The organism is Gimesia fumaroli (genome assembly GCF_007754425.1).
In the GTDB taxonomy this organism is placed as follows: domain Bacteria; phylum Planctomycetota; class Planctomycetia; order Planctomycetales; family Planctomycetaceae; genus Gimesia; species Gimesia fumaroli.
On the sequence record NZ_CP037452.1, the window covers coordinates 6,852,669 to 6,873,397 of the forward strand.

General features: G+C 51.2%; 15 protein-coding genes. 9 read left to right on the forward strand and 6 right to left on the reverse strand.

What is annotated here, in order from left to right; all coding sequences use genetic code 11:
• The first annotated feature begins 17 nt into the window (after positions 1-17).
• Complete coding sequence (locus tag Enr17x_RS25860; RefSeq protein ID WP_145312775.1) at positions 18-1,427, forward strand: DUF1501 domain-containing protein; 1,410 nt, start codon at positions 18-20, stop codon at positions 1,425-1,427.
• Here the strand turns inward: Enr17x_RS25860 and Enr17x_RS25865 are convergent.
• The 3 genes from Enr17x_RS25865 to Enr17x_RS25875 form a co-directional block, all read right to left on the reverse strand.
• Complete coding sequence (locus Enr17x_RS25865) at positions 1,424-2,869, reverse strand: sulfatase (RefSeq protein WP_145312777.1); 1,446 nt, start codon at positions 2,867-2,869, stop codon at positions 1,424-1,426. The two genes, Enr17x_RS25860 and Enr17x_RS25865, sit on opposite strands and share 4 nt — an antisense overlap.
• Before the next feature lie 28 nt (positions 2,870-2,897).
• Positions 2,898-4,097: an Ig-like domain-containing protein gene (locus tag Enr17x_RS25870; protein ID WP_145312779.1), complete on the reverse strand. Its 1,200-nt coding sequence runs from the start codon at positions 4,095-4,097 to the stop codon at positions 2,898-2,900.
• Between the two features lie 179 nt (positions 4,098-4,276).
• Positions 4,277-5,434 (reverse strand): hypothetical protein, encoded by a 1,158-nt coding sequence (locus Enr17x_RS25875; protein ID WP_145312781.1) that lies wholly within the window; start codon positions 5,432-5,434, stop codon positions 4,277-4,279.
• A gap of 410 nt (positions 5,435-5,844) precedes the next feature.
• Here Enr17x_RS25875 and Enr17x_RS25880 point away from each other — a divergent pair, with 410 nt between their 5' ends.
• The 6 genes from Enr17x_RS25880 to Enr17x_RS25905 all read left to right on the forward strand — a co-directional run bounded on the left by Enr17x_RS25880 (position 5,845) and on the right by Enr17x_RS25905 (position 15,652).
• On the forward strand, positions 5,845-8,571 hold the full coding sequence (locus Enr17x_RS25880; RefSeq protein WP_198000810.1) for a PSD1 and planctomycete cytochrome C domain-containing protein: 2,727 nt from the start codon (positions 5,845-5,847) through the stop codon (positions 8,569-8,571).
• A 7-nt stretch (positions 8,572-8,578) separates the two neighbouring features.
• A complete protein-coding gene (locus Enr17x_RS25885; RefSeq protein WP_145312785.1) occupies positions 8,579-10,063 on the forward strand; it encodes a DUF1501 domain-containing protein in 1,485 nt (494 codons plus the stop codon).
• A 161-nt stretch (positions 10,064-10,224) separates the two neighbouring features.
• Positions 10,225-11,037, forward strand: coding sequence for a glycerophosphodiester phosphodiesterase (locus Enr17x_RS25890; protein ID WP_145312787.1), 813 nt, complete (start codon positions 10,225-10,227; stop codon positions 11,035-11,037).
• A gap of 90 nt (positions 11,038-11,127) precedes the next feature.
• Positions 11,128-12,840 (forward strand): ankyrin repeat domain-containing protein, encoded by a 1,713-nt coding sequence (locus Enr17x_RS25895; protein WP_198000811.1) that lies wholly within the window; start codon positions 11,128-11,130, stop codon positions 12,838-12,840.
• A 62-nt stretch (positions 12,841-12,902) separates the two neighbouring features.
• Entirely contained in the window at positions 12,903-14,234 is a 1,332-nt protein-coding gene (locus tag Enr17x_RS25900) for a hypothetical protein (RefSeq protein ID WP_145312792.1), read from the forward strand.
• Positions 14,235-14,329: 95 nt separating this feature from the next.
• On the forward strand, positions 14,330-15,652 hold the full coding sequence (locus Enr17x_RS25905; RefSeq protein ID WP_145312795.1) for a hypothetical protein: 1,323 nt from the start codon (positions 14,330-14,332) through the stop codon (positions 15,650-15,652).
• A gap of 36 nt (positions 15,653-15,688) precedes the next feature.
• Here Enr17x_RS25905 and Enr17x_RS25910 read toward each other — a convergent pair whose 3' ends face one another.
• From Enr17x_RS25910 to Enr17x_RS25920, 3 genes are all read right to left on the reverse strand, one after another.
• Positions 15,689-16,516, reverse strand: a complete 828-nt coding sequence (locus Enr17x_RS25910; RefSeq protein ID WP_145312797.1) for a hypothetical protein — start codon at positions 16,514-16,516, stop codon at positions 15,689-15,691.
• A gap of 162 nt (positions 16,517-16,678) precedes the next feature.
• On the reverse strand, positions 16,679-17,509 hold the full coding sequence (locus tag Enr17x_RS25915) for a haloacid dehalogenase type II (RefSeq protein WP_198000812.1): 831 nt from the start codon (positions 17,507-17,509) through the stop codon (positions 16,679-16,681).
• A gap of 136 nt (positions 17,510-17,645) precedes the next feature.
• Complete coding sequence (locus Enr17x_RS25920) at positions 17,646-18,596, reverse strand: alpha/beta hydrolase (protein WP_145312799.1); 951 nt, start codon at positions 18,594-18,596, stop codon at positions 17,646-17,648.
• A gap of 440 nt (positions 18,597-19,036) precedes the next feature.
• On the opposite strand from Enr17x_RS25920, the gene Enr17x_RS25925 reads away from it, so the two are divergent.
• Both Enr17x_RS25925 and Enr17x_RS25930 read left to right on the forward strand, forming a co-directional pair.
• Positions 19,037-19,969, forward strand: a complete 933-nt coding sequence (locus Enr17x_RS25925; RefSeq protein ID WP_145314193.1) for a DUF1559 domain-containing protein — start codon at positions 19,037-19,039, stop codon at positions 19,967-19,969.
• Between the two features lie 162 nt (positions 19,970-20,131).
• Positions 20,132-20,548: a hypothetical protein gene (locus tag Enr17x_RS25930; protein WP_145312801.1), complete on the forward strand. Its 417-nt coding sequence runs from the start codon at positions 20,132-20,134 to the stop codon at positions 20,546-20,548.
• Positions 20,549-20,729 lie beyond the last annotated feature (181 nt).

The window sequence follows — 20,729 nt, forward strand, 5'->3', positions numbered from 1 at the left end:
GATATGGGAGAATTCGGATGTCCCAACCAAAAACGTTCCCCAATAATCCACATGGAAGACATCACCAGAGTGGAAGTTCCTTCTCTGCCTTCGCCCCCGGTTCCGATCTGATTCGCAGCGGCAGCCGTCGCTGGTTCCTGCAGATGGGCATGGCCGGTATGGCAGGATTGACGTTGCCGGAATTACTCAAGCAACAGGCGACGGCCGCACCGCAGGCACAAATCAATCAAAAAGTTCAAGCGAAGTCGGTCATCATGATCTGGCTCTCAGGCGGACCGAGCCAACTGGATATGTGGGACTTGAAACCACAGGCACCGAAAGAAATTCGTGGCCCGTTTAATCCGATTTCGACCTCCGTGAACGGTATCGATATCTGCGAACACATGCCGAAGCAGGCCGCGATGATGGACAAGTTCGCCATCATTCGTTCGATGGATGCCACCGCCAGCAATCATACGCCAACCACCTTCCAGGCTGCCAACCCCAAATCACGCCGCACCAACGACAACCGAGACGGCGGCGGTTATCCCTCAATGGGTTCGGTCGCTGCCAAATTTCGTGGACCGAATGTTCCTGGTATGCCCGGCTTTGTCGCACTGGCTGACAGCATGGGCGCAGATATTTATGGCGCCGGTCATCTGGGCCATCGCTACGAACCACTCGACGGCGTGAAAGCCGCAGGCAAGTTTGGCATGCCCGCTGGAGTGACTTCCTCCCGTCTGACAGACCGCGACGCACTACGCCGTCAATTCGATCAACTGCGAAAACATACTGAGCTCTCGCCCGAACTCTCCCTGCAGGATCGTTATGTGCAGGAAGCCTACGACATGGTCCTTTCCGGCAATGTCGCCACCGCCTTCGACGTGAAGCAGGAACCGGAAAAGGTCCGCGAAAAATATGGCAGCCATTCGTTCGGGCAAAAATCATTGCTGGCTCGTCGCTTGGTGGAAGCCGGCGTGACCTTCATTACGATGAGCGATGCCTGGGGCCATTGGGATCATCACGGCGATGAAGTGAAATGGGGCGGCATAGTCAAAGGGCTCAAACCGATGCTGCCTGTCCTTGATCACGGCATCACCACCCTGATCAGCGATCTTGAAGAACGGGGTCTGCTCGATTCAACATTGGTCCTGGTCCTCGGCGAATTCGGTCGTGGCCCCGTGATTACCAAAACCAACGGCCGTGGTCACTGGACTCCGGTCATGTCCATGCTGGCTGCAGGTGCTGGCGTACCCGGCGGTCAGGTGATCGGTGCCACTGATCGGCGCGGCGGTGAAATTGCCGAACGTCGGCTCGGCCCCGGAGACCTTGGTGCGACCGTGTTCAAGAAACTGGGCATTGATCCCTACGGCCACTGGATCAAACCGGGCGGACGTCCCACACCACTGGTCGAAGGCCCTTCCGGTCCGATTGCGGAACTCGGTTAATTCGTTTTGGGCTGATCCGTAAATGGGTCCGTTGGATACCGCGCGTCCATATCCTGCAGCATTTGTTTCAGTTGTGCGCCCAGATGCGCCGTGCGATCAGGTTGGCTGTTGCTCAAGTCGTGCTGTTCCCCCGGATCACTGCGCAAATCGTAGAGCTCTCGTTTTCTCGACTCGTAAAACTGCAGCAGCTTCGAGTCCCCCACGCGAATCGCCGACACTGGTCGTGTCTTGCTGACCGCGAAGTCATTCACGCCGATGGTCTCTTTCGCTTTTTTGTAGCCCTTTTCGGGATGATAATAGGGGAAATGCCAGGTCAGGGCGCGGGTGGGCCAGTTTGCTGATTTCCCTTCGCACAAAGGTACCAGGCTTTTGCCGTCCAGATTCAGCTGGGAACAGTTTCCGCCTGCCACTTCGCAAAACGTGGGAAACAGATCGATGCCACTCACCGGTTTCGTACAGATGCTTCCAGCCTGAACGTGCTTCGGCCAACGCACCACGAATGGCACTCGAATGCCTGCTTCATATAAGTTCCATTTGCTCCCGCGCAAAGGACCGTTGTCTGCGTATTCGGGATGGCCGCCGTTATCAGAGGTGAAAACAATCAATGTGGAATCGCGCAAGCCGCGTTCGTCCAGCGCCGCTAAAACCTGACCGACGTAATGATCCAGCGTTTCAATGAACGCGCCGTAATGTGTGCGGCGTTTCGCATCGCCCGGACCAGCGGCTGCTTTGTCTCTGTATTTTTCAACCAACCAGTCCGTGGGCGAACGAACGGGCGTATGCACGTGGAAGTAAGACAGATACAGAAAAAACGGTTCCTCACGTTTTTGTTTCAGAAAGGCAATCGCACTGTCGGTCACCGCGTCCGGCGGAAATGTGTCTGGTTTGAAATCACCGGGTTTCCAGTCAAACTTCTTCGCATAGGGATGGCTGCCGAATGTTTCGACGGCCGTCTGAAAACCCTGTTGTTTAGGGCCGTGCGTCGGGCTCCACCCCAGATAACCTTTAAAATGTTCGCTGACATGCCATTTACCGAAAAAGCCGGTCGCATAGTCTGCCTGCTGCAGCATCTCGCCCAGAGTCACTTCTTTTAAAGGCAGATCCCGCGTATATGCGGGCGGCTGCAACTGGCGAAACGGCGGATCAACGCCAGTGGGTTTTGTCACAAATTCAAAATGCAGTCGCGCGGGAGTTTTTCCCGTCAGAATCGCTGCCCGCGAAGCCGAGCAGATCGGGGCCGGGGAATAGGCGTTGGTAAATTTCATCCCTTCCGACGCCAGCTGATCCAGGTGCGGCGTCTCGGCCAGAGTGCCTCCATAACAGGCCAGATCTTTCCAGCCGAGGTCATCCGCCAGAATAAACACGATGTTGGTTTTTTCGGCAGCGTAATTCGCAGGTAAGCACAAGCAGAGAAAAAATAATACGAATACAGAGCGCAACATCTGTGAACCTTTTAGATAAAGAGAGTTCTTATTTGATGGAAAAGGGAAGTGTCACGAATTCGCCGACCGACTTCGATGGCTTCTGTTGTTGGGAAAGATCGATGGCAAAAGGCCGCACAATGCTGTTGCCCGCCAGATCTTCAATCACCGTGCCTACCGCCAGTTGATAACGGCCTGCCTGCCACGGTAAATCGGGGATGAAGCGCCAGATGGTTTCGTTCTCCGCTACTTCGATTTTTCCCGGAACCGGCTTTCCGTTGAAATCAGCTACGGCCAACTGGCTCAAGAGTAGCGCGTAATCGAGGGACTCATCGAATTCATAAACCAATGGCTCACGCGTTCCGATCGTGGGTTGATTCAACTTCCATTTGTAGAAATCTGGCTGACGCTCATCCATGGCGACCGCGGTAAATGTTTTTTTCACCTCTGTCCCCAGCGGATGTCCCGACAGCGCGGCCCATTTCGGGCTGATCCGCAATTCGTATTCCTGCCCCTCGTTCAAAATTGCGCCCAACTCCACATTTAGATTCACACCCACTTTCTGCCGACCGGGATGAAACCAGAGTGTTAATCGCTTACCATCGGGCGACCAGAGTTCCGTATGTCGAAACGGGCGGGGTACAAACTTTTTTTGCGTTTTGTTATACAGCGAAAAATATTCGAAAATCTCTCCCTGTTGCATCGGTTCCGAAAACTGAATATAGAATTTCAGATGATTCGCGGGCAGACGTTTGCTCGAAGGATAGACGGCGGTGACACGCGGCGGCTTGGAATCGGGTAGGGGAATGGCAACCGTTTTTGTTAAGCGTTGCAGCTTGTCATTCGTTGTCACTTTCAAGGCAGCAGGATCAAAGGTGATCTGATAACGACCGCCCCGCACCAGGGGAAACGCGGGTCTGAATTCCAGACGTCGGTCTTTGATTTGATAACGCCCCAGCATCGCCGGCAGCTTCGCAGCGGATTGTGAATCCCGTTTCAGTGAAAGTACCCGCTGGAACTGTTCCTCGTCTGCATTTTTGAGTGTTGTCCAGAGTCGTTCCTCCGCAGCGGTCACCACGAACAGACAATGCCGCGGATCGTTTTCATTTGCTTCAATGGAGAGTTGAAACAGTTTATTATCCGGTGCACCGGCAGCCTGAGTTTGTTCTATCAAGATGACCATTCCAAACAGGAACAGCAACGCATATGAGAGCGGTCTCGACACAAGAAACGCGTGCAGATTTGCCATGAGTTTCACTACCTGTAAGCGGAATGGCGCTAGCCACCGGTACGAACGATCGGTTTGTTTCCCCATTACCGGCGGCTAGCGCCGTGCCGCTCACTTTTCAAAAAGTACTATCAAAACAGGCTCTTTCCTGCTCCTTGGACAGAACAGAAAAGAGCCTGGAATTTACGCGAAAAAATCACTTACGGCAGTTCGGTGATTTCCAGATCGAGGTGCCCTTCGTTATCACGCAGGACCATGATTTCTTTCTTCTGCAGTTTGTCAATGTGGACTGCACCAGAAAGCTGCTCGACAATTTCAATGCCGTCCGGCCCCGCATTTTTCTTCACATTGCGGCGGGCCGCTTCCTCGTTGACGTCTTCCGCATCAAGGTAGTCCATATTCACACGCACGCCCCACCACTTACTCGGGCCGTACATGCTCTTTTCCCAGTGGAAGCGGAACGTGTTGGTCAGCAGCCATTCCTTGCCGTCACTTTCATAGGTCAGCATGTCCAGCGGACGATTGCCCGAACCGAGTTCGACCACGCTCGTTCCTTTGACTTTGCTGCCTGACTGCAGTTCATCCAGCGGGAACTTGGCAATCGGCGTGCAGGAAAATGCACCGACAATATAGTTCTTGCCTTTATTGGAATAGGGCACGAAGGATTGAATCGGCGCTCTCGTTTCCCATTTGCGATGCGCCACATGGTAGGTTTCGGCACTGTAGATATCAGCCGACGTACCATGTGTCAACGGCAGGGGAATGGAATAAATTTTGTTGGCGAACTCTTCGTTCGATTGTGCTGCCGCCAGCAGACGATCACTGGCAAGTGCCACACCGGTGATGTTGCGGATCTTCGAATCTTTACCACCGGGCAAAGCGACCTGAATATAATCGACTTCGTTGAGATCAAAGTTCTTCACTTTGCCTTGCGCATCAATCACCAGAATCGCCGGCTGTCCGTCGGTCTTGCGACGTACCGAAAGATACACGTTGCCGCTCTCTGAATTGACGGCCATGTCGGCGATCACCAGCTGCTCGGGTTCGACACCCATACTGGCGGCAGCCGCAACATCAATTTTCGGGATCTTTTTTTCCAGCTTCTTCAGAGGTCCAACATCGTGAGTATCAATGACTGTAATTGTCGCTTTCGCAGGGTCCGCCACCACCAGCAATCCGCCGGGTCCAAAGGTAATCTTGCCCACCGATTTAAAACCGGGATTTCCTTTTTGCACGTTATCGAGATACTTACTCGCCGCATCTTTGGTCACACCAGCCTGTATCGTCTGGCCTCCGGTGAGCAACAGCAAGAGCGTCACGATACCGACGCCTGCTTTCATGATTTGCGATCTGATCATCAAACTGGTTCCTGAAAAATGAAAATTGAAACAGCGGGAATCCGCTCCCCTCCAACTGAACTCAATCCTAATTTCCTCAAATTTGAGAGTCAACAAGATTGTGAATTTATCATCCCTTTGTGCCGATTCTGCATATTGTGCAAACAAGGCAAAACAGGGGCGACAACCAAAACGCTGCAATTCTGGTAAGATCTCCCAACGCGCTTGACTTTACTGATGCGTTTTCGGTTATAATAAGCTTTCTTCCGAAAACAGGAACACCATCCCCTGTTTGGAGTCGATACCAGCAAGAGTCCCTTGGTAATCCAGACCGGTTACCATTCCCGCCTGTTCCATCCTCAAATGACGAGAAACATTCAGTAATGGTCGTTTCCCGGCGTATATTATTTTGCTTGCTGCTGAACTGTCTGATGGTCTTTCTCAATGTACCATCACTCGTGTTCTCAGCCGAGGCAACCGCGAAATCTTCTGCTCATATCATCTATGAAGACGAAGTCCTGCCAATTTTTCAAAAGCACTGTGTGAAATGTCACAGCGAGAAAAATCGCAAAGCCGAGTTCGATTTGAGTTCTCCCGCAGGTCTCCTGAAAGGGGGCGAGTCGGGCGCAGGACTGGTCGCAGGCAAGCCGGACGAAAGTCTGCTGTATGAATACCTGCACGATGGTGCGATGCCTCCCGAAGGTTCGCCGCCGTTATCAAAACAGGAACTGAAAACCATTCATCAGTGGATTCAATCCGGTTTACACTTCAAAGAGAAACCACAACCGACAACTACGGCTGCCCTTTCACAACATGATGTGCTGCCGATTCTGTATCGTCGCTGTGCCATGTGTCACGGCCCCGAATACCAGGAAGGGGGCCTTGACATACGTTCGAAAGCCAAGATGCTCAAAGGGGGCGAAGCCGGAACAGCCGTCATTAAGGGTAAACCGGACAAAAGTCTGCTGATCAAATACATTGTCGAAAAAACCTGTCCTCCCAAAGCGGAAATCAGCCGTGCCGGCATTGAACCGATGACAGCCGAAGAGCTGACCACTCTCAAAAGCTGGATTGCAGAGGGGCTCAACGAAGTCAACGAATCCGCGGAAATCAACCTGGCCCAGGACCCGCTGGTTTCCAAAGAAGACCGTCAGTTCTGGTCTTTCCAACCGCCGCAACAGGTGACGCCTCCCACGGTGCAGCATGCGGAGTTAGTCAAAAATCCGATCGATGCCTTTCTGCTCCGAAAACTGGAAGCACAGAATCTTTCCTATTCTCCCGAAGCAGACAAACGCACGCTCATCCGCCGCGCCACGTTCGCGTTAACAGGACTGCCCCCGACACCGGAAGAAGTCAGTGCGTTTCTCGACGATAAGAGTGACCACGCCTATGAAACATTGATTGACCGACTCCTCGAATCTCCCCGTTACGCCGAGAAGTGGGGTCGGTTCTGGCTGGATCTGGCCGGCTATGCCGACTCCGAAGGCAAACGCAGTGCGGACCTGATCCGCAAATACGCTTATCGTTATCGTGATTATGTGATCCGCTCGTTCGACGAGGATAAACCTTACGATGAGTTTCTGACCGAACAACTGGCGGGCGATGAACTCGTCGATTATGCGGCTCCGAACAGTGCCACACCGGAAGTGATCGAAAAACTGGTTGCGACTGGCTTCCTTCGCATGGCCCCGGATGGGACTTCGGCCAATCCGGTGAACCGTGTTTCCGATCGGATGGAAGTTATCTCAGACGAAATCGATGTCCTCTTCCGCAGTGTGTTCGGCTTAACCATGAACTGTGCCCGTTGTCACAGTCACAAATACGATCCGATTCCGCAACGCGATTATTACCGTGTGATGGCCATCTTCAAAGGGGCCTACGACGAATACGACTGGATGACGCCGCAACCGTTTAGCAATCAGTGGAAGCGGGCCCGCAGTCGCTTGTTGACGATCATTCCCGAAGAAGAACAACGGGCCATCGACAAGTTTAACGCGCCAATCGAAAAAGAGATTGCCGACGTTGAATCGAAACTCAAAGCCAAAAAACTGGAGAAGGCAGAAAAGAAAAAACTCGACAAGCAACTGAAAGCATTAAAAGGCAAGTTAAAAACTCCCGAGATGATCCGCGCCTTATGGGATCGCGGCCGTCCTTCACCGACCTACATCTATCGCCGGGGCGATGAAAACCAGCCGACGCGGCTCGTTGAACCGGGGCCGCCGTCTGCGATTGCCGACGGCATTTCACCATACCATGTCGAACCGATCAAACAGACAACCGAAAAAACGGGCCGCCGCCTGGCTTTTGCCCGCTGGCTGACACAGCCCGATCATCCACTGACCTCGCGCGTGATCGTCAATCGGATCTGGAAGAAACATTTCGGCACCGGCATTGTCAAAAGCCTGGATAACTTCGGTGCGCTGGGAACGCCGCCCAGTCATCCGGAACTGCTCGATTGGCTGTCTGTCGATTTTGTGAAGCAGGGCTGGCACTTTAAAAAGCTGCACCGCCTGATCATGACGTCGCAAGCCTATCGGCAGTCGTCGGCGATCACGCCGGAACACGAGAAGTCGGATCCCGAAAACCGGCTTCTCTCTCGAATGCCCCTGCGTCGGCTGGAAGCAGAAGAACTCCGCGACTCGTTGATCTTCACCGCCGGTCAGCTCGATGAAACCCGATTCGGAACACCTGCCGCTGTGGAAGTCCGACCTGATGGCCTCGTTACATCGAAGCGAACCGAACAGGGATGGCGACGGAGCGTGTATGTCCGTCATCGTCGCAAGGAAATGCCCACGTTCCTGGAAGTCTTCGATCTGCCGCAGATGAACCCGAACTGCACGGTGCGTCAAAATTCGACCGTTGTCTCACAACCGTTATTGCTGGTGAATAACAAACTGGTGCATGACCTCGCCGACCTGTTTGCCAAACAGGTGCGGGAACAGGCGGGTAACAATCCGGAAAAACAGATTGAAACCGCCTATCAGCTGACTTTTCAACGCAGCCCTTCCCCTGGCGAGACGGAGCTGGCATTAAGCTCGCTCAAACTGCTGGAGCAGCCTGCTGAGAAGGGCGAGCAGAAAGATAAAGCCGCCCCCGACGGCCTCACCGAATATTGCCACGTTTTATTGAACTCCGCCGAATTTCTTTACATCGATTGAAACAACCATGCCTGTTTTACCATCACACAATTCGCTGATGTCTGAAATCTCGCGTCGTAGTTTTTTCGACCGCATGACCGACGGACTGTATGGCGTGGCGTTAACGTCGCTCATTGGTCAGCAAAGTTTACGAGCCGCCGAAAAGCAACCGTTTCACCCGGCGCCCATTCCCGAAAACCTGGCGCCCAAACGCCCGCACTTCGCGCCGCGTGCAACATCGGTGATTCATCTCTGTATGCAGGGTGGTCCCAGTCAGGTCGATCTGTTTGATCCCAAGCCGGCTCTGAAAAAGTTTCACGGAAAAACAGCGCCCCGCGAACTCACCGGCAATGCGGTTTTCGAAAAAGATCGCACCGGCAAGTTGATGCAGAGTCCGTTTGAATTCAAGCAGCATGGAAAAGCGGGGGCCTGGGTTTCCGATGCACTGCCGCACCTCGCGCAGGAAGTCGACGAGATGACCATCGTCCGTTCGATGTATAATGTGCACCCTAATCACGAGCCCGCCATTTATAAAATGCAGTCCGGTCAGACGTTCCCCGGTCATCCGGTGTTCGGTTCCTGGATTACTTATGGACTGGGCAATGAAAATCAGAACCTGCCCGCATATGTTGTACTGGCCGACCCCAGTAACCGCCTGCCGACGAACAACGTGGATAACTGGATGTCCGGCTATCTTTCGCCCTTGTATCAGGGAACCCGCATGAAGGCGACCGGCTCGCCGCTGTTGAACCTGGCCCCCGATTATGCAAGCGTCGATCAGGTCGCCCGCACCAAACAGGACTTGCTCAAACAGCTCGACCGCCTGCATCAGAAACAGCGACCCGGCCAAATGGAACTTGAAGCCCGTATCCAAAACTACGAGATGGCCGCCAACATGCAACTCGAAGCCACCGAGACGCTCGATATCTCGCAGGAGACACCGGAAACGCTGGCGATGTACGGCATTGATGAAAAAGAGACTGACAGCTTCGGCCGCCGTTGTCTGTTGGCCCGCCGACTGGTCGAGAACGGCGTGCGCTTCGTGCAGCTCTACACCCGCGGCCAGATCTGGGACAATCATTCCAACATCAATAAATCACTCCGCACCGCCTGCGGTCAGACCGATCTTCCGATCGCAGGTCTGCTGAAAGATCTTCGTCAGCGCGGCTTGCTGGATAACACACTCGTTCTCTGGGGCGGCGAATTCGGTCGGCTGCCGACCGCACAGATCACGTCCGCAGCCAAGATGAACGTCGCGGGGCGCGATCATGGCCCGTATGGATTCTCGGCCTGGATGGCAGGCGGCGGCGTCAAACGGGGCCTCGTTTACGGCAACACCGATGAAGTCGGCTACGCGTCGGTTGAGAATCGCGTCAGCATTCAGGACTGGCATGCGACGATCCTGCATCTGTTAGGCATGGATCACGAGAAGCTGGTTTACGAACGCAACGGCCTGGGAGAGCGTCTGACGCATCAGTTCCCGACTCGCGTCGTGCACGATATCATCGCGTAAAACGACTCTGACTCGTCGTCCACGCTTTATATGAAATTCTCTTTAAGACGTTCTAGACATACTCGATCAGAGCAATGTCTGCTTGGTTTTCTCTACCGTGTTTGTCATGATGGTCTCTTGTAGATCATGATCACCGGACTGACTGAAGAGAAATTCCTGAGATGAAACACCTTGCCCTGTTACTCGCCTGTTGTCTGACACTAAACCCGCTGTCCGCTGGTGAAAAGAAAGAATCCACGTTTTTAAAGAACGGCGTCACCGCCCACCGCGGCAATTCCAGCGAATTTCCCGAGAACACGTTGCCCGCTTTTGAAAGTGGCATCGCAGTCGGCGCGGACTGGCTGGAACTCGACATTTTTCTCACCAAAGACGGCAAGCTCGTTGTCACACACGACAAAACTACCCAGCGGGTCGGCGACAAAAATCTCACCGTTGCAGACTCAACCTACGCCAAACTGAAAACCGTCGACGTCGCCACCGACTTCCGCAAACGGCTCCAGAAAACAAAACAGGAATGCCCGCCCCAGCAGATGCCGCTTCTGGAAGACGTTTTAAAACTGGTCAAACAGCAGCACCGCACCCGCGTCTCTCTCCAGCCCAAAGCCGACTGCGTCAAAGAAGCGGTCGCACTGGTGAAACAGCTCAACATGGAACCCTGGGTCGGCTTCAATGACGGCAACCTGACTTATATGACGCAGGTCAAACAACTGGCCCCCGCGATTCCCGTCTTCTGGGACCGGGGCGCCGAGACCAACATCGACACCGACATCAACATCGCCAAACAACGCGGCTTCGAAGCCCTCGTCCTGAACTATCAGGGCATCACCCCGGAGAAGATTCAAAAAATCAAAGCCGCCGGCCTCGAACCAGGCGTCTGGACCGTCAACGATCCGAAGTTAATGAAACAGTTTTTAAACCAAGGCATCGAACGCATCTACACCGACGATCCCCGCTTGTTGCTCAAGTTGAAATAAACTCATCGTCAGAGTATTTTCGTCTCCATCGACTCATGAAATCGTTCTTTGCGCATACTTGCATTCGAGATACAACCGGGACAGATGAGCATGGCCAAAAAGAAATCGGCGCCACGAAAAAAACAAACCAGTAAAAAGAAGCGTCCTCAAGCAATCAATCCTTTCACGGGAGAGCCGATGGATGCGGTCGACTGGGGCGATGTGTTTGAACTGGTTGAAAAAAATAAAACGCGCGCGTTGAAGAATCTGTTCGAAGACGGCATGACCTTCGAGGAATTCCAGAATACGTATTGGGGACGTCTGGAAGACAACGAATATCTGCATCGTGCAGCCGAGCAGGGGAGTCTGCCGATGGTTAAGCTGCTGATTGAACAGGGAGCCGACCCGGACGAACTGGATGAGATCTATCAGACGCCGCTCGAAAGAGCATTTCTGGCGAAGAAAAAACAGGTCGCGAAATATCTGTTTGAACGGACCCAGTCGGAGACCGCAAAACAGCTGGTGGAAGACACACTGTACCCCAGCCGAAAACCAGGCCGCAAATTGCCCAAAATTGATCCAGAATTGAAACAGGCGATCGAGGAAAAATCTCTGAAAACAGTACGAGCCTTGATCAAAAAAGGAGTGCCGGTGAATGCGAAATTTAAAACAGAATATAAGAGCGACAGCACTCCACTGGAACTCGCTGTAGACCTCAACGCATTGAAAATTGCTGAGGCATTATTAAGTGCGGGAGCAAATCCAAATCCAATACTAAAAGAAGCCCATCCCCTGGCGACAGCCCTGTTCAGGAAGTCTCCTAAGATGATGTCTCTCCTGCTCGAACATGGCGCCGACCCGAATCGGCCCGGCGATCTGAAAAAAACCTGCTTAATGGACGCCGTGGATCGCGAAGAGATGCAGTTCATTAATCTCTTACTGGAGGCAGGCACTGACCTGAATCTGCGCGATTCGCAAGGACGCCAGGCGATTCATTTTAGGGGTTTCTTAAAGTCTCATCGATATGATTCCCAAAAAGAGAAGAAAAAACTGCTTCACTCAGCGAACGTAACAATGCGGCTCATCGAAGCAGGTGCCGATCTGCAGGCAGAAACGGAAAGTGGCAGTACCAAACTAATGGATCTTTACTGCGAGCCCCGCTGGGGAGATACACATCAACGTTACCTGGACTTTAAAGCAGCACTCGTTGAAGCAGGTGGGCTGGATCCCAGCATTGATGATCTGCTGAGGCTGGTAAGACAGAATCAAATCACACAGGTCAGGAAGCTGATCAAAGAAGGAGTGAATGTGAATCATCGGGGCGATCTGCTCCCTTTTGCCGGCCAGGTCACTCCGCTGGCAATGGCGGTCATCTGTGGTCATCACAAGCTGGCAGAATTACTGATCAAATCGGGTGCGAATCCGGATGCCATATCTACATCATTCCGCTTTGGCGTGGAGGATCCGAATGCCGAGGAACCCAGACCTTATAATCTGATGGAGGAAGATCCACACTACTTCGGACACGGTTTAACCTGGGTAAGACCGGTAGGAGTCGCAGTCTGGAAGAATGATCCTGAAATGATCCAAATTCTGGCCGAAGCAAATGCCTCATTGATGCTGGATGCAGGTCAGGGAGGAGCCCCCTTGGTCTGGGCAATCGATCTCGCACATCTTGAGTCTGTTCAAGCTTTACTCAATGCAGGCGCGAACCCCTACAAGTCCAAGAGTAGTGGTGCTGACGCTGTGTTTTATGCCAATCTGGATCACACTCATCCCAAAATCAAACAGCTGGTCAACCAGGCAGCGAAGAAGTTGAAATGAAAAACTTTAAGATAGCACAATCATTCCTCGCCTGGCTCAAAACTTTCACTACAGGAGACATCATGATAAAGTCGCTCGATCAACTCAACTTCGGTCCGCACAATGAAGACGTGCAGGAAGTGATTGCCTTCGTGCAGTCGGGGAAGCTCCTCTCGATTCCCTTCGATCAGCAGCTTGCAGAAACGTCTGGCTACAAGATTAAGCAGATTCATACATTCGAAGAGATCGACCTGTATCGGAAATCATTGAATGATTGCATGGATAATTACGAACCGTATATCAAACGCGCGGACTGGGACGACCTTTTACGTGATGACATCGGTAAAATGATGAATTACGGAGATACAACCGAAAAATTTAAAAATATTGAGGAGCTAGATAGTTCTCTGACTTCCCAGTTCGATCAGCTCTGGAAGCAGTTCTTTATCCTGGTGAATGACCAGCTCAAAGGAATCCTGACTAAGGATGAGTCCGATATCATTGCCGATGACCTGTATATGGTCTGTAAATGCAGGGCCCTCTTTGGTAAAGACAAATCGTTCAGGCACGAAACGCTGTTTCCCATCTATCAGGCAGGTGGGTATCCCTGTGGCTGGGATGGCGCATTTCCGCGAGGGCAAGTGGCGGTCTTTGTCCCCGATCCCAATATTCCCTGCCGGTTTCCCGAAAAGGAAAAACCGCGCGTTTTTGAAAACCTGGAAGAGTGGAAAACAGCATGGGAGGAAAAACCAGAATTGGTTCGCTCACAAAAACCGTTCAGTTCGGACCAGCCCCAACTCTGGCACGGAATTACTTCACTGGAGGGTGAGTATGCTTACGCTGCGATTGACGAACACATTCAATTCGCTCTGGGATTTTCACTGGAGACACTCTGGCCTGATACAATGGAGCAGGATGAAAAATATTTGAATGCTGTCTGGGGGGATATTGCAGGAGAGATGATCCCATTATCAGAACGGTTTCTTTTAACACTGATGCTTAAGGGAGTTGAACGTACTTATCTTATTTCGTATCCAGACACTCAGAACACATTAGAACTGGTTCAAGAGATTGTCGAAATGAACGAGACCGGCGGCTTTTTCTTTGAGGTCAGCAATCAGAATCGAACCGTCCGCTTTATTCATTACGACGAATATGGAATGTGCGATGAAAAACTGGAAGCTGATGCCGAAGGTATCCAGTTTGAATCCGAAGTCCGAGAACTGGATATTCCACTTGAGCAGGATAACCTGTTTGAGATTGTCAACAACTGTTTTGAGTATCACGGCCTCAGTGATCTGAAGCTCAATTATGATGAGCTGATCTCTGGCCCCGACGAGCAAGGCCTTTCCACCGCCACATTCAAGCGGATGCCCGAGCTCAAGTATGAGATCGATATTCTCAATCTAGACTGAGGAGCTTGTGAACTTTTTCTTCCTGCTTGTATTACCTTAAGATCGCTCCGATTCTCATCAGTTTAACATCGTATCTGCTTATCAATGGAGACCTCATGCCCACGCCCCTCGATCAGCTCGACTTCGGTCCCAACAACGACGCGGTACACGAAGTGATTGACCTCGTACAATCCGGAAACATCCTCAAAATCCCCTTCGATCAACAGCTCGCAGAAACGTCGGGGTACAAAATCAGACAAATTCATACGTTCGAAAAGATCGATCTGTATCGCAGGTCAATTACTGATGACTTGGGCAATGATAAACCCTATATCAGATGCGTTGACTGGAATGAGATATTACATGAAGACGATAACACACTGATGGAGTATGGAGACTGGCCTGGGATTTATAGCATGATTAAGGAGCTGGAGATTGCTCTGACTTCTGTGTTTGAACAGCTCAGGGAACAGATCTTTATCCTGGTGAATGATCAGCTCAAAGGGTTTCTGATTCAGGAAGAGGCAGATCTCATTGCCGAAGGACTGTATATGGTCTGCAAAAGCAGGGCGCTCTTCAGTAAAGACAGCGGCTTTGTGCACGAAAGCTGGTTTCCCATTTTTCAGGCAGGCGGCTATCCCTGTGGCTGGTCGGGTGCATTTCCCCGGGGACAGCTGGTAGTTTTTGTGCCGGATCCCCATGTCCCCTGTCACTTTCCAGAGAGAACAGATGCTTCTGTTTACGAACAAACCAAGAAAAATGCGACAGAACCGATTCGTTCTCAAAAACCGTTCAGTTCGGACCAGCCCCATCTCTGGCACGGCATTGCTTCACTGAAGGGTGAGTATGCCTATGCTGTGATTGATGAACATATCGGATTGGGTTTAAAAGCGTTACTGGATACAATCTGGCCCGAAGCAGAGGAGCAGGTTAATAAAGAATCAGAGGCGATTTTGGACAATATCGCAGGAGAGACTTTTTCATTACCGGAGCAATTTATTCTGGCACTGATGCTCAGGGGAATTGAAAAAACGTATTTTTTATCGCATCCGGATGGTCAGGACATTATCGAACAAGCCCAGGAGATCGTTGAAACAAGTGAGACGAGTGGCTTTGCCTTTGAGGTCAGCAGCAAGAATCAAACAGTTCGCTTTTACCACTATGACGAAGACGGATATTGCGATGAAAGCCTGGAAGTGGGCCTGGATGGTTCTGATGAGATTCATTTCCAGTCCGATCTCAGAATACTGGACATTCCACTGAGACAGGAAAACCTGTTTAAGATTGTCAATGACTGTTTTGAATACCACGGGCTCTGTGATCTGATGCTCAATTATGATGCGCTGATCACCGGCCCCGACGAGCAAGGCCTGTCCACCGCCACATTCAAGCGGATGCCTGAGCTCAAGTATGAAATTGATATTTTGAAGCTGGACTGAATCGATTCGGAACAAATTCGACGCCCCTGGATTCCCTCAATCTCGAAGGAGATGCAGGGGAGACTCAAATTGTATAGCAATGATTTCAACTGGCCCGGCGAAAAGTGATTCTTCATGCCGATCATGCCAGGATTTCAATTGTATTCCATGCGATTTAATGATTTCAATTGCATCGGGCACCGAGAGCACGTCTACTTGCTGACGCACGATTCGATAAAGCGGTTCAAAGTCATACTCAAGTAAAATATCAAACGACTCTTCGTAAACGATTTCTTCATGAAGGTCCAGCAGAGTCACAATGGAATCAGTGAGATACTGTACTTCCTGTGGGAGCGACTGCTGCAGCTCGTGGATCTGCTCAGGAGTCACGATGGTCTTTTCTCTGGGAGGTAGTTCGGGAAGTTCCGGGACTTCAAAATCCCAGGATTTGACTTTGAAACTGGAGATAATTTCCTGCCAGAACTTTTCATCCCGTTCAAATGGTTCAGAAGACCTGAGATATAATTCAACATGCCTCTGATCAGGATATTCGAGAAACAGATTCCAGATATACCCCATGAACTTGACTTCTTCGTCAAACATTTCAATCCCAGAAATTTCTTCTGTATTTGGGAGTATGTTCGAAATACCTTGATGTTTCTCTGCCATATCAAAGGGAATATTTTGCCGAAAATACTCTCTTGCACTTTCAAGCTTCTTTGAAGAATCAGACTGAAACATACAGATTGAAATATCGATGGACGTTTTCTCGGTCTCGAAATCATGTCGGTAAAAATGATAGACCGTCGGGCCGGGACTCGGAGAGGCATGACAGTCATCCGGGATTAAAATTGAGATCTCATCATTCGAATATTCTGTCAGCATTGAGGATTCCAACCATTCGTTTCAACAGCATCAGTCTTTAGTAATTTCGTTCAGCCTGTCCGTCTTTGCGTGAGTTGATTTTTCAACAAGCCCCTGTACACAATGCTTAACCGAAAAGTCATCCAGCCTATCGAGATTTTGTTGACAGTCATTTCCAATACATTACTGACAGTTATTCATACCCAACTGCACCAACTGTGCGGCGACGCGTTGCAGGTCGGGTTCGATGATTTCGGGTTGTTTTGCCAGGGGATAAAGCTGAGCGCCGGGGCGTGAGACAAATGCGCCGCGCCAGCCGGCCCAGAGCGCACCGGCGATATCCCAGCCGTGAGCGGCGATCAGCATGCAGTCTTCCGGCTTCACTTTCATTTTTCGAGCCGCCCATTTGTAAACGTGCGAGTGTGGTTTGAACATCTGCAATTCTTCAATGCTCAATCGTGTTTCAAACAGATCATACAGGCCCGCGTTTTTCATCTGTGTATCCACGCCTGCCTGCGAAGAATTCGTTAGTGTCACCATCCGAAAGCCGGCCTGCTTTAACTGTTCGAGGGCCGGTTTCACATCGGGGTGTGGAGGGAGTGAGCGAATCGGCGCGATTGCCTGTTTCGCGGCTTCATCCGTCAGTGCGATCCCTTCGTTGCGCGCCACCATCTGCAGTGTGGCGGCACCGATCACGCCGAAATCGTCATAATGATCGCCGACCGTCGCAACCAGCGAATGCTGTAGCATCGTGGTGAACCAGAGCGGCAGCAGATCGGGACGGCCGCCAAGAGCATTCGCGACGCTCTCTTTCATCGCTTCCAGATCGAGCAGTGTTTCATTGACATCAAAGAACAGACACTTTGGTCGTGAGTTCATCGTGGGCTCCTGTTGTTCCTGCGCGGAAACGAGCGTCGGCAGCATCCCCGCTGCGAAGCCGGCTCCGGTCGTCAGAAAATGACGGCGATTGTTTGCAGTGATCGGCGTTGTATCTGATTTGTGAGCAGGCGACATCCCTTCGTCCTTTCTCTGTTTGAAAACAGCATGCTGTTACCGATGTGAGAACATTGCACACAGTATGACAGGAAGCGAATTTTCCATCCAGATCATTCAGCCGATTAAGGCAGGACGAATTTGTGAGCTTCGCATGTTACTGAGACTGTTTCTCTTGCTGCTTCAGATGTTTGTCGAAGAAGGTCACGATCTGGCCATTGACGTCCGGGGCGTTGAATTCGCGGCCGCCATGTTTGGCTCCTTCGAGCACGCGGAGTGTGACCGGCACTTTGTTTCTCTTTAACGCCTCGTTTAACAGTTGACTCTGATGCAGGGGAACCAGGGGATCTTTTGAGCCATGAATGATCAGGAACGGGGGATCCTGCTGATCGATATAGGTGATTGGATTGACTTTCGCAACTTTATCTTTGTTCTCCAGAATTGGACCACCAATCAGCAGTGATTCCGGAGAGCGAGCATCGTTGTGTTTAAAACGGGCATCGGGCAGGGCGTGCGCATCCATCTGCAGAAAGTCGGTGGGGCCATACATGTCACAGACTGCCTGCACGCTGCTCGATTGATCCAGGTGTGTGCCCACTTTTCCTTCCAGACCCTTGTCGCCTCCACTGGTTCCCAATAGCGCGACCAGATGACCGCCGGCGGAGGAACCTCCTGCGCCGATGCGTTGGGCATCATATCCATACGTGGCGGCATGTGCCCGTAACCAGCGAATGGCGGCTTTACAGTCATGGATCTGCGCGGGGAATATTGCTTCGCCACTTAAACGATAGTTGATGCTGGCACAGGCATAACCGGCTGCGGTGCCGATCGGCATCAACTTGCCTCCCCGTCCTTTATCACCATTGCGCCAGCCACCCCCATGAATCCAGACGAGGAGTGGGGGATTCTTGACTCCTTTGGGGAGATAGAGATCGAGCAACAGAGGTTTCCCATTGATGCTGGCATATTCCAGATCACGGTGTTCGACCACGGAATCGCGCAAACGGCGAGCACGTTCTCGCCGAGGCTGCTGTGCCAGGGCAGGACCATCATTCAGAGCAGCTCCCGTGAAGACAATGATCAACGTCATACAGATAAGGGGTTTCATCTAGTTCTCCCAGGTGTTCCTGCTATAGAAATTTGTGACTCAGCTTCGGCATCAGAGTCTTACCTGATTTAACACAGATGTCTCAAATTCGTTTCTCGACAATTTGCCCCAACAGAAATCCCCTGTTGAGTTGAACGGATTTTATAGAATACATTGATAAAAACCTGTTTATATAAAACAGGTTATGAAAAATCGCTAAATGTCTGTTTCTTTGCAATATATTTTGTAAATCTTCATAAATAAGTTGTATTTAGTAAACAAGATTGCTAAGATCATGGGTACTTTCTTAACATTTCTACAGAGTTGCGCCACTCTCGATGCGATCTGCAATACGGTAATGCTTCTAATGAATGCCCTATTGAGATCTATACAGATTATACGTATCTATTTGTACGCATTTATGCTTATTTTTCTTTTCTGAAATTAAACGAGAGCCCCCGATGACTGATTTCACTCCGAAGAAGCGTGGTTTTACGCTGATTGAACTTCTGGTCGTGATTGCGATTATCGCAATCCTGATTGCTTTACTGTTACCCGCCGTGCAACAGGCCCGGGAAGCAGCACGCCGCTCCCAGTGTAAAAATAATTTGAAGCAGTTGGGACTGGCGTTTCACAATTATCATGATAATTTCCTGATGATGCCCACCGGTTATTTTCAGAAGGGTGGATATCAGACTGGCTGGGTTGCCCGGATTCTGCCTTATATTGATCAGGCGCCCCTTTACAACAGCATCTCTTCCATCACAGGTGAGATCAATGAAATTACGCCCTGGCGCAGTTCTTCGATTGGTTCACGAACAGAATTTACCACACCGATCCAGGTGATCCTCTGCCCGTCTTCCGAGCTGGGTTCCACTGCCCCCACACACTCTACCGTTCCCAGCGATCATGGCGGGTTGCACTACCGCGGAAATGGTGGTTCTGTTGATGTCGGACTGATGTCTGGTTTTTCGACATCCACACACAATTATACCACCTCAGGTGTACTCTATCCAAAAGCCAAGACACGCATGAGCGACATTACCGATGGAACCTCAAATACGTTTCTGCTGGGTGAACTCTCTTCGGCTTTAAATGGCTGGGGCAGCAACACCAGCTTTGATGACATGATGCCCTGGACCTGGGCCACGTATGTTTATGGAGGTGCGACCGGCACAGATGGTTTCCTGATGATCGATACCAAGGCAACGCAGTACCCGATTGGTTCCGGCACACATTCACAGTACGGCGTTTCCTGGAGAAGCCAGCATGTGGGCGGCGCGCATCTATTGTTCTGTGATGGACGCGTGCAGTTCCTGTCTGCCAGCATGAACCTGGATACGCTCAAAGGATTGGCCACACGTTCGGGCGGAGAAGTCCTCGGCGAATATTAAGTCGAACTTCACTTTTCCGAGTCTGAAATGCTGTCCGAAACAGGCAGTGCCCCAAGGTTTGAATTCTGGTTAACCGCAACCACTCTGCGCGATGTCCCCGTGCAGTGACTGATCTTTACTTTCACATTTTTTCTCTGGTAATCGTTCCAAATGAAGATAAGTATGACATCAATCCGTTTCGTTGTTCTCGCGTTGGCAATCATCATGACTGGCTGTGCCGAGCAAGTCGAAAAGAAACCAACGGCACCAGTGAAAGGCACTGTCACCTTTCAAGGTAAACCGCTGGAAACTGGCGAAATTGTGTTCTTCCCCGACTCAGGAGAGCGGATTGCCAATGGCAAGATCCAGCCGGATGGCACCTTTGTGCTGACGACCTACGATGAAGGTGACGGCGCGTTTCCAGGCACTCATAAAGTAACGATCGTTTCTGAACGGGATATGGAAGGGGTTTCTGCAGAAGACCCGGAAGCTTCCATGGAACCTTCTTACATTCCTACGAAATATAATCTGCAGAAGACTTCCGGGCTGACAGCCGAGGTCAAAGATGGGGAAAACGAAATTAATTTCGAGCTGGAATAACTACGAATCAGTGAGCAGTGATTCCTGTTCGAACGGTGGTTGTGTTTCCGAATGCAATCACCGTTTTTTTGCGCGCGAATGGTAGATTCGACTGCGGGGACTTTGATCTCGGCATGCACATAAACACACATCCCAGGGTCCTTGTCAATTTCATTTCTTACGCTGACTTATAGGCTACGGT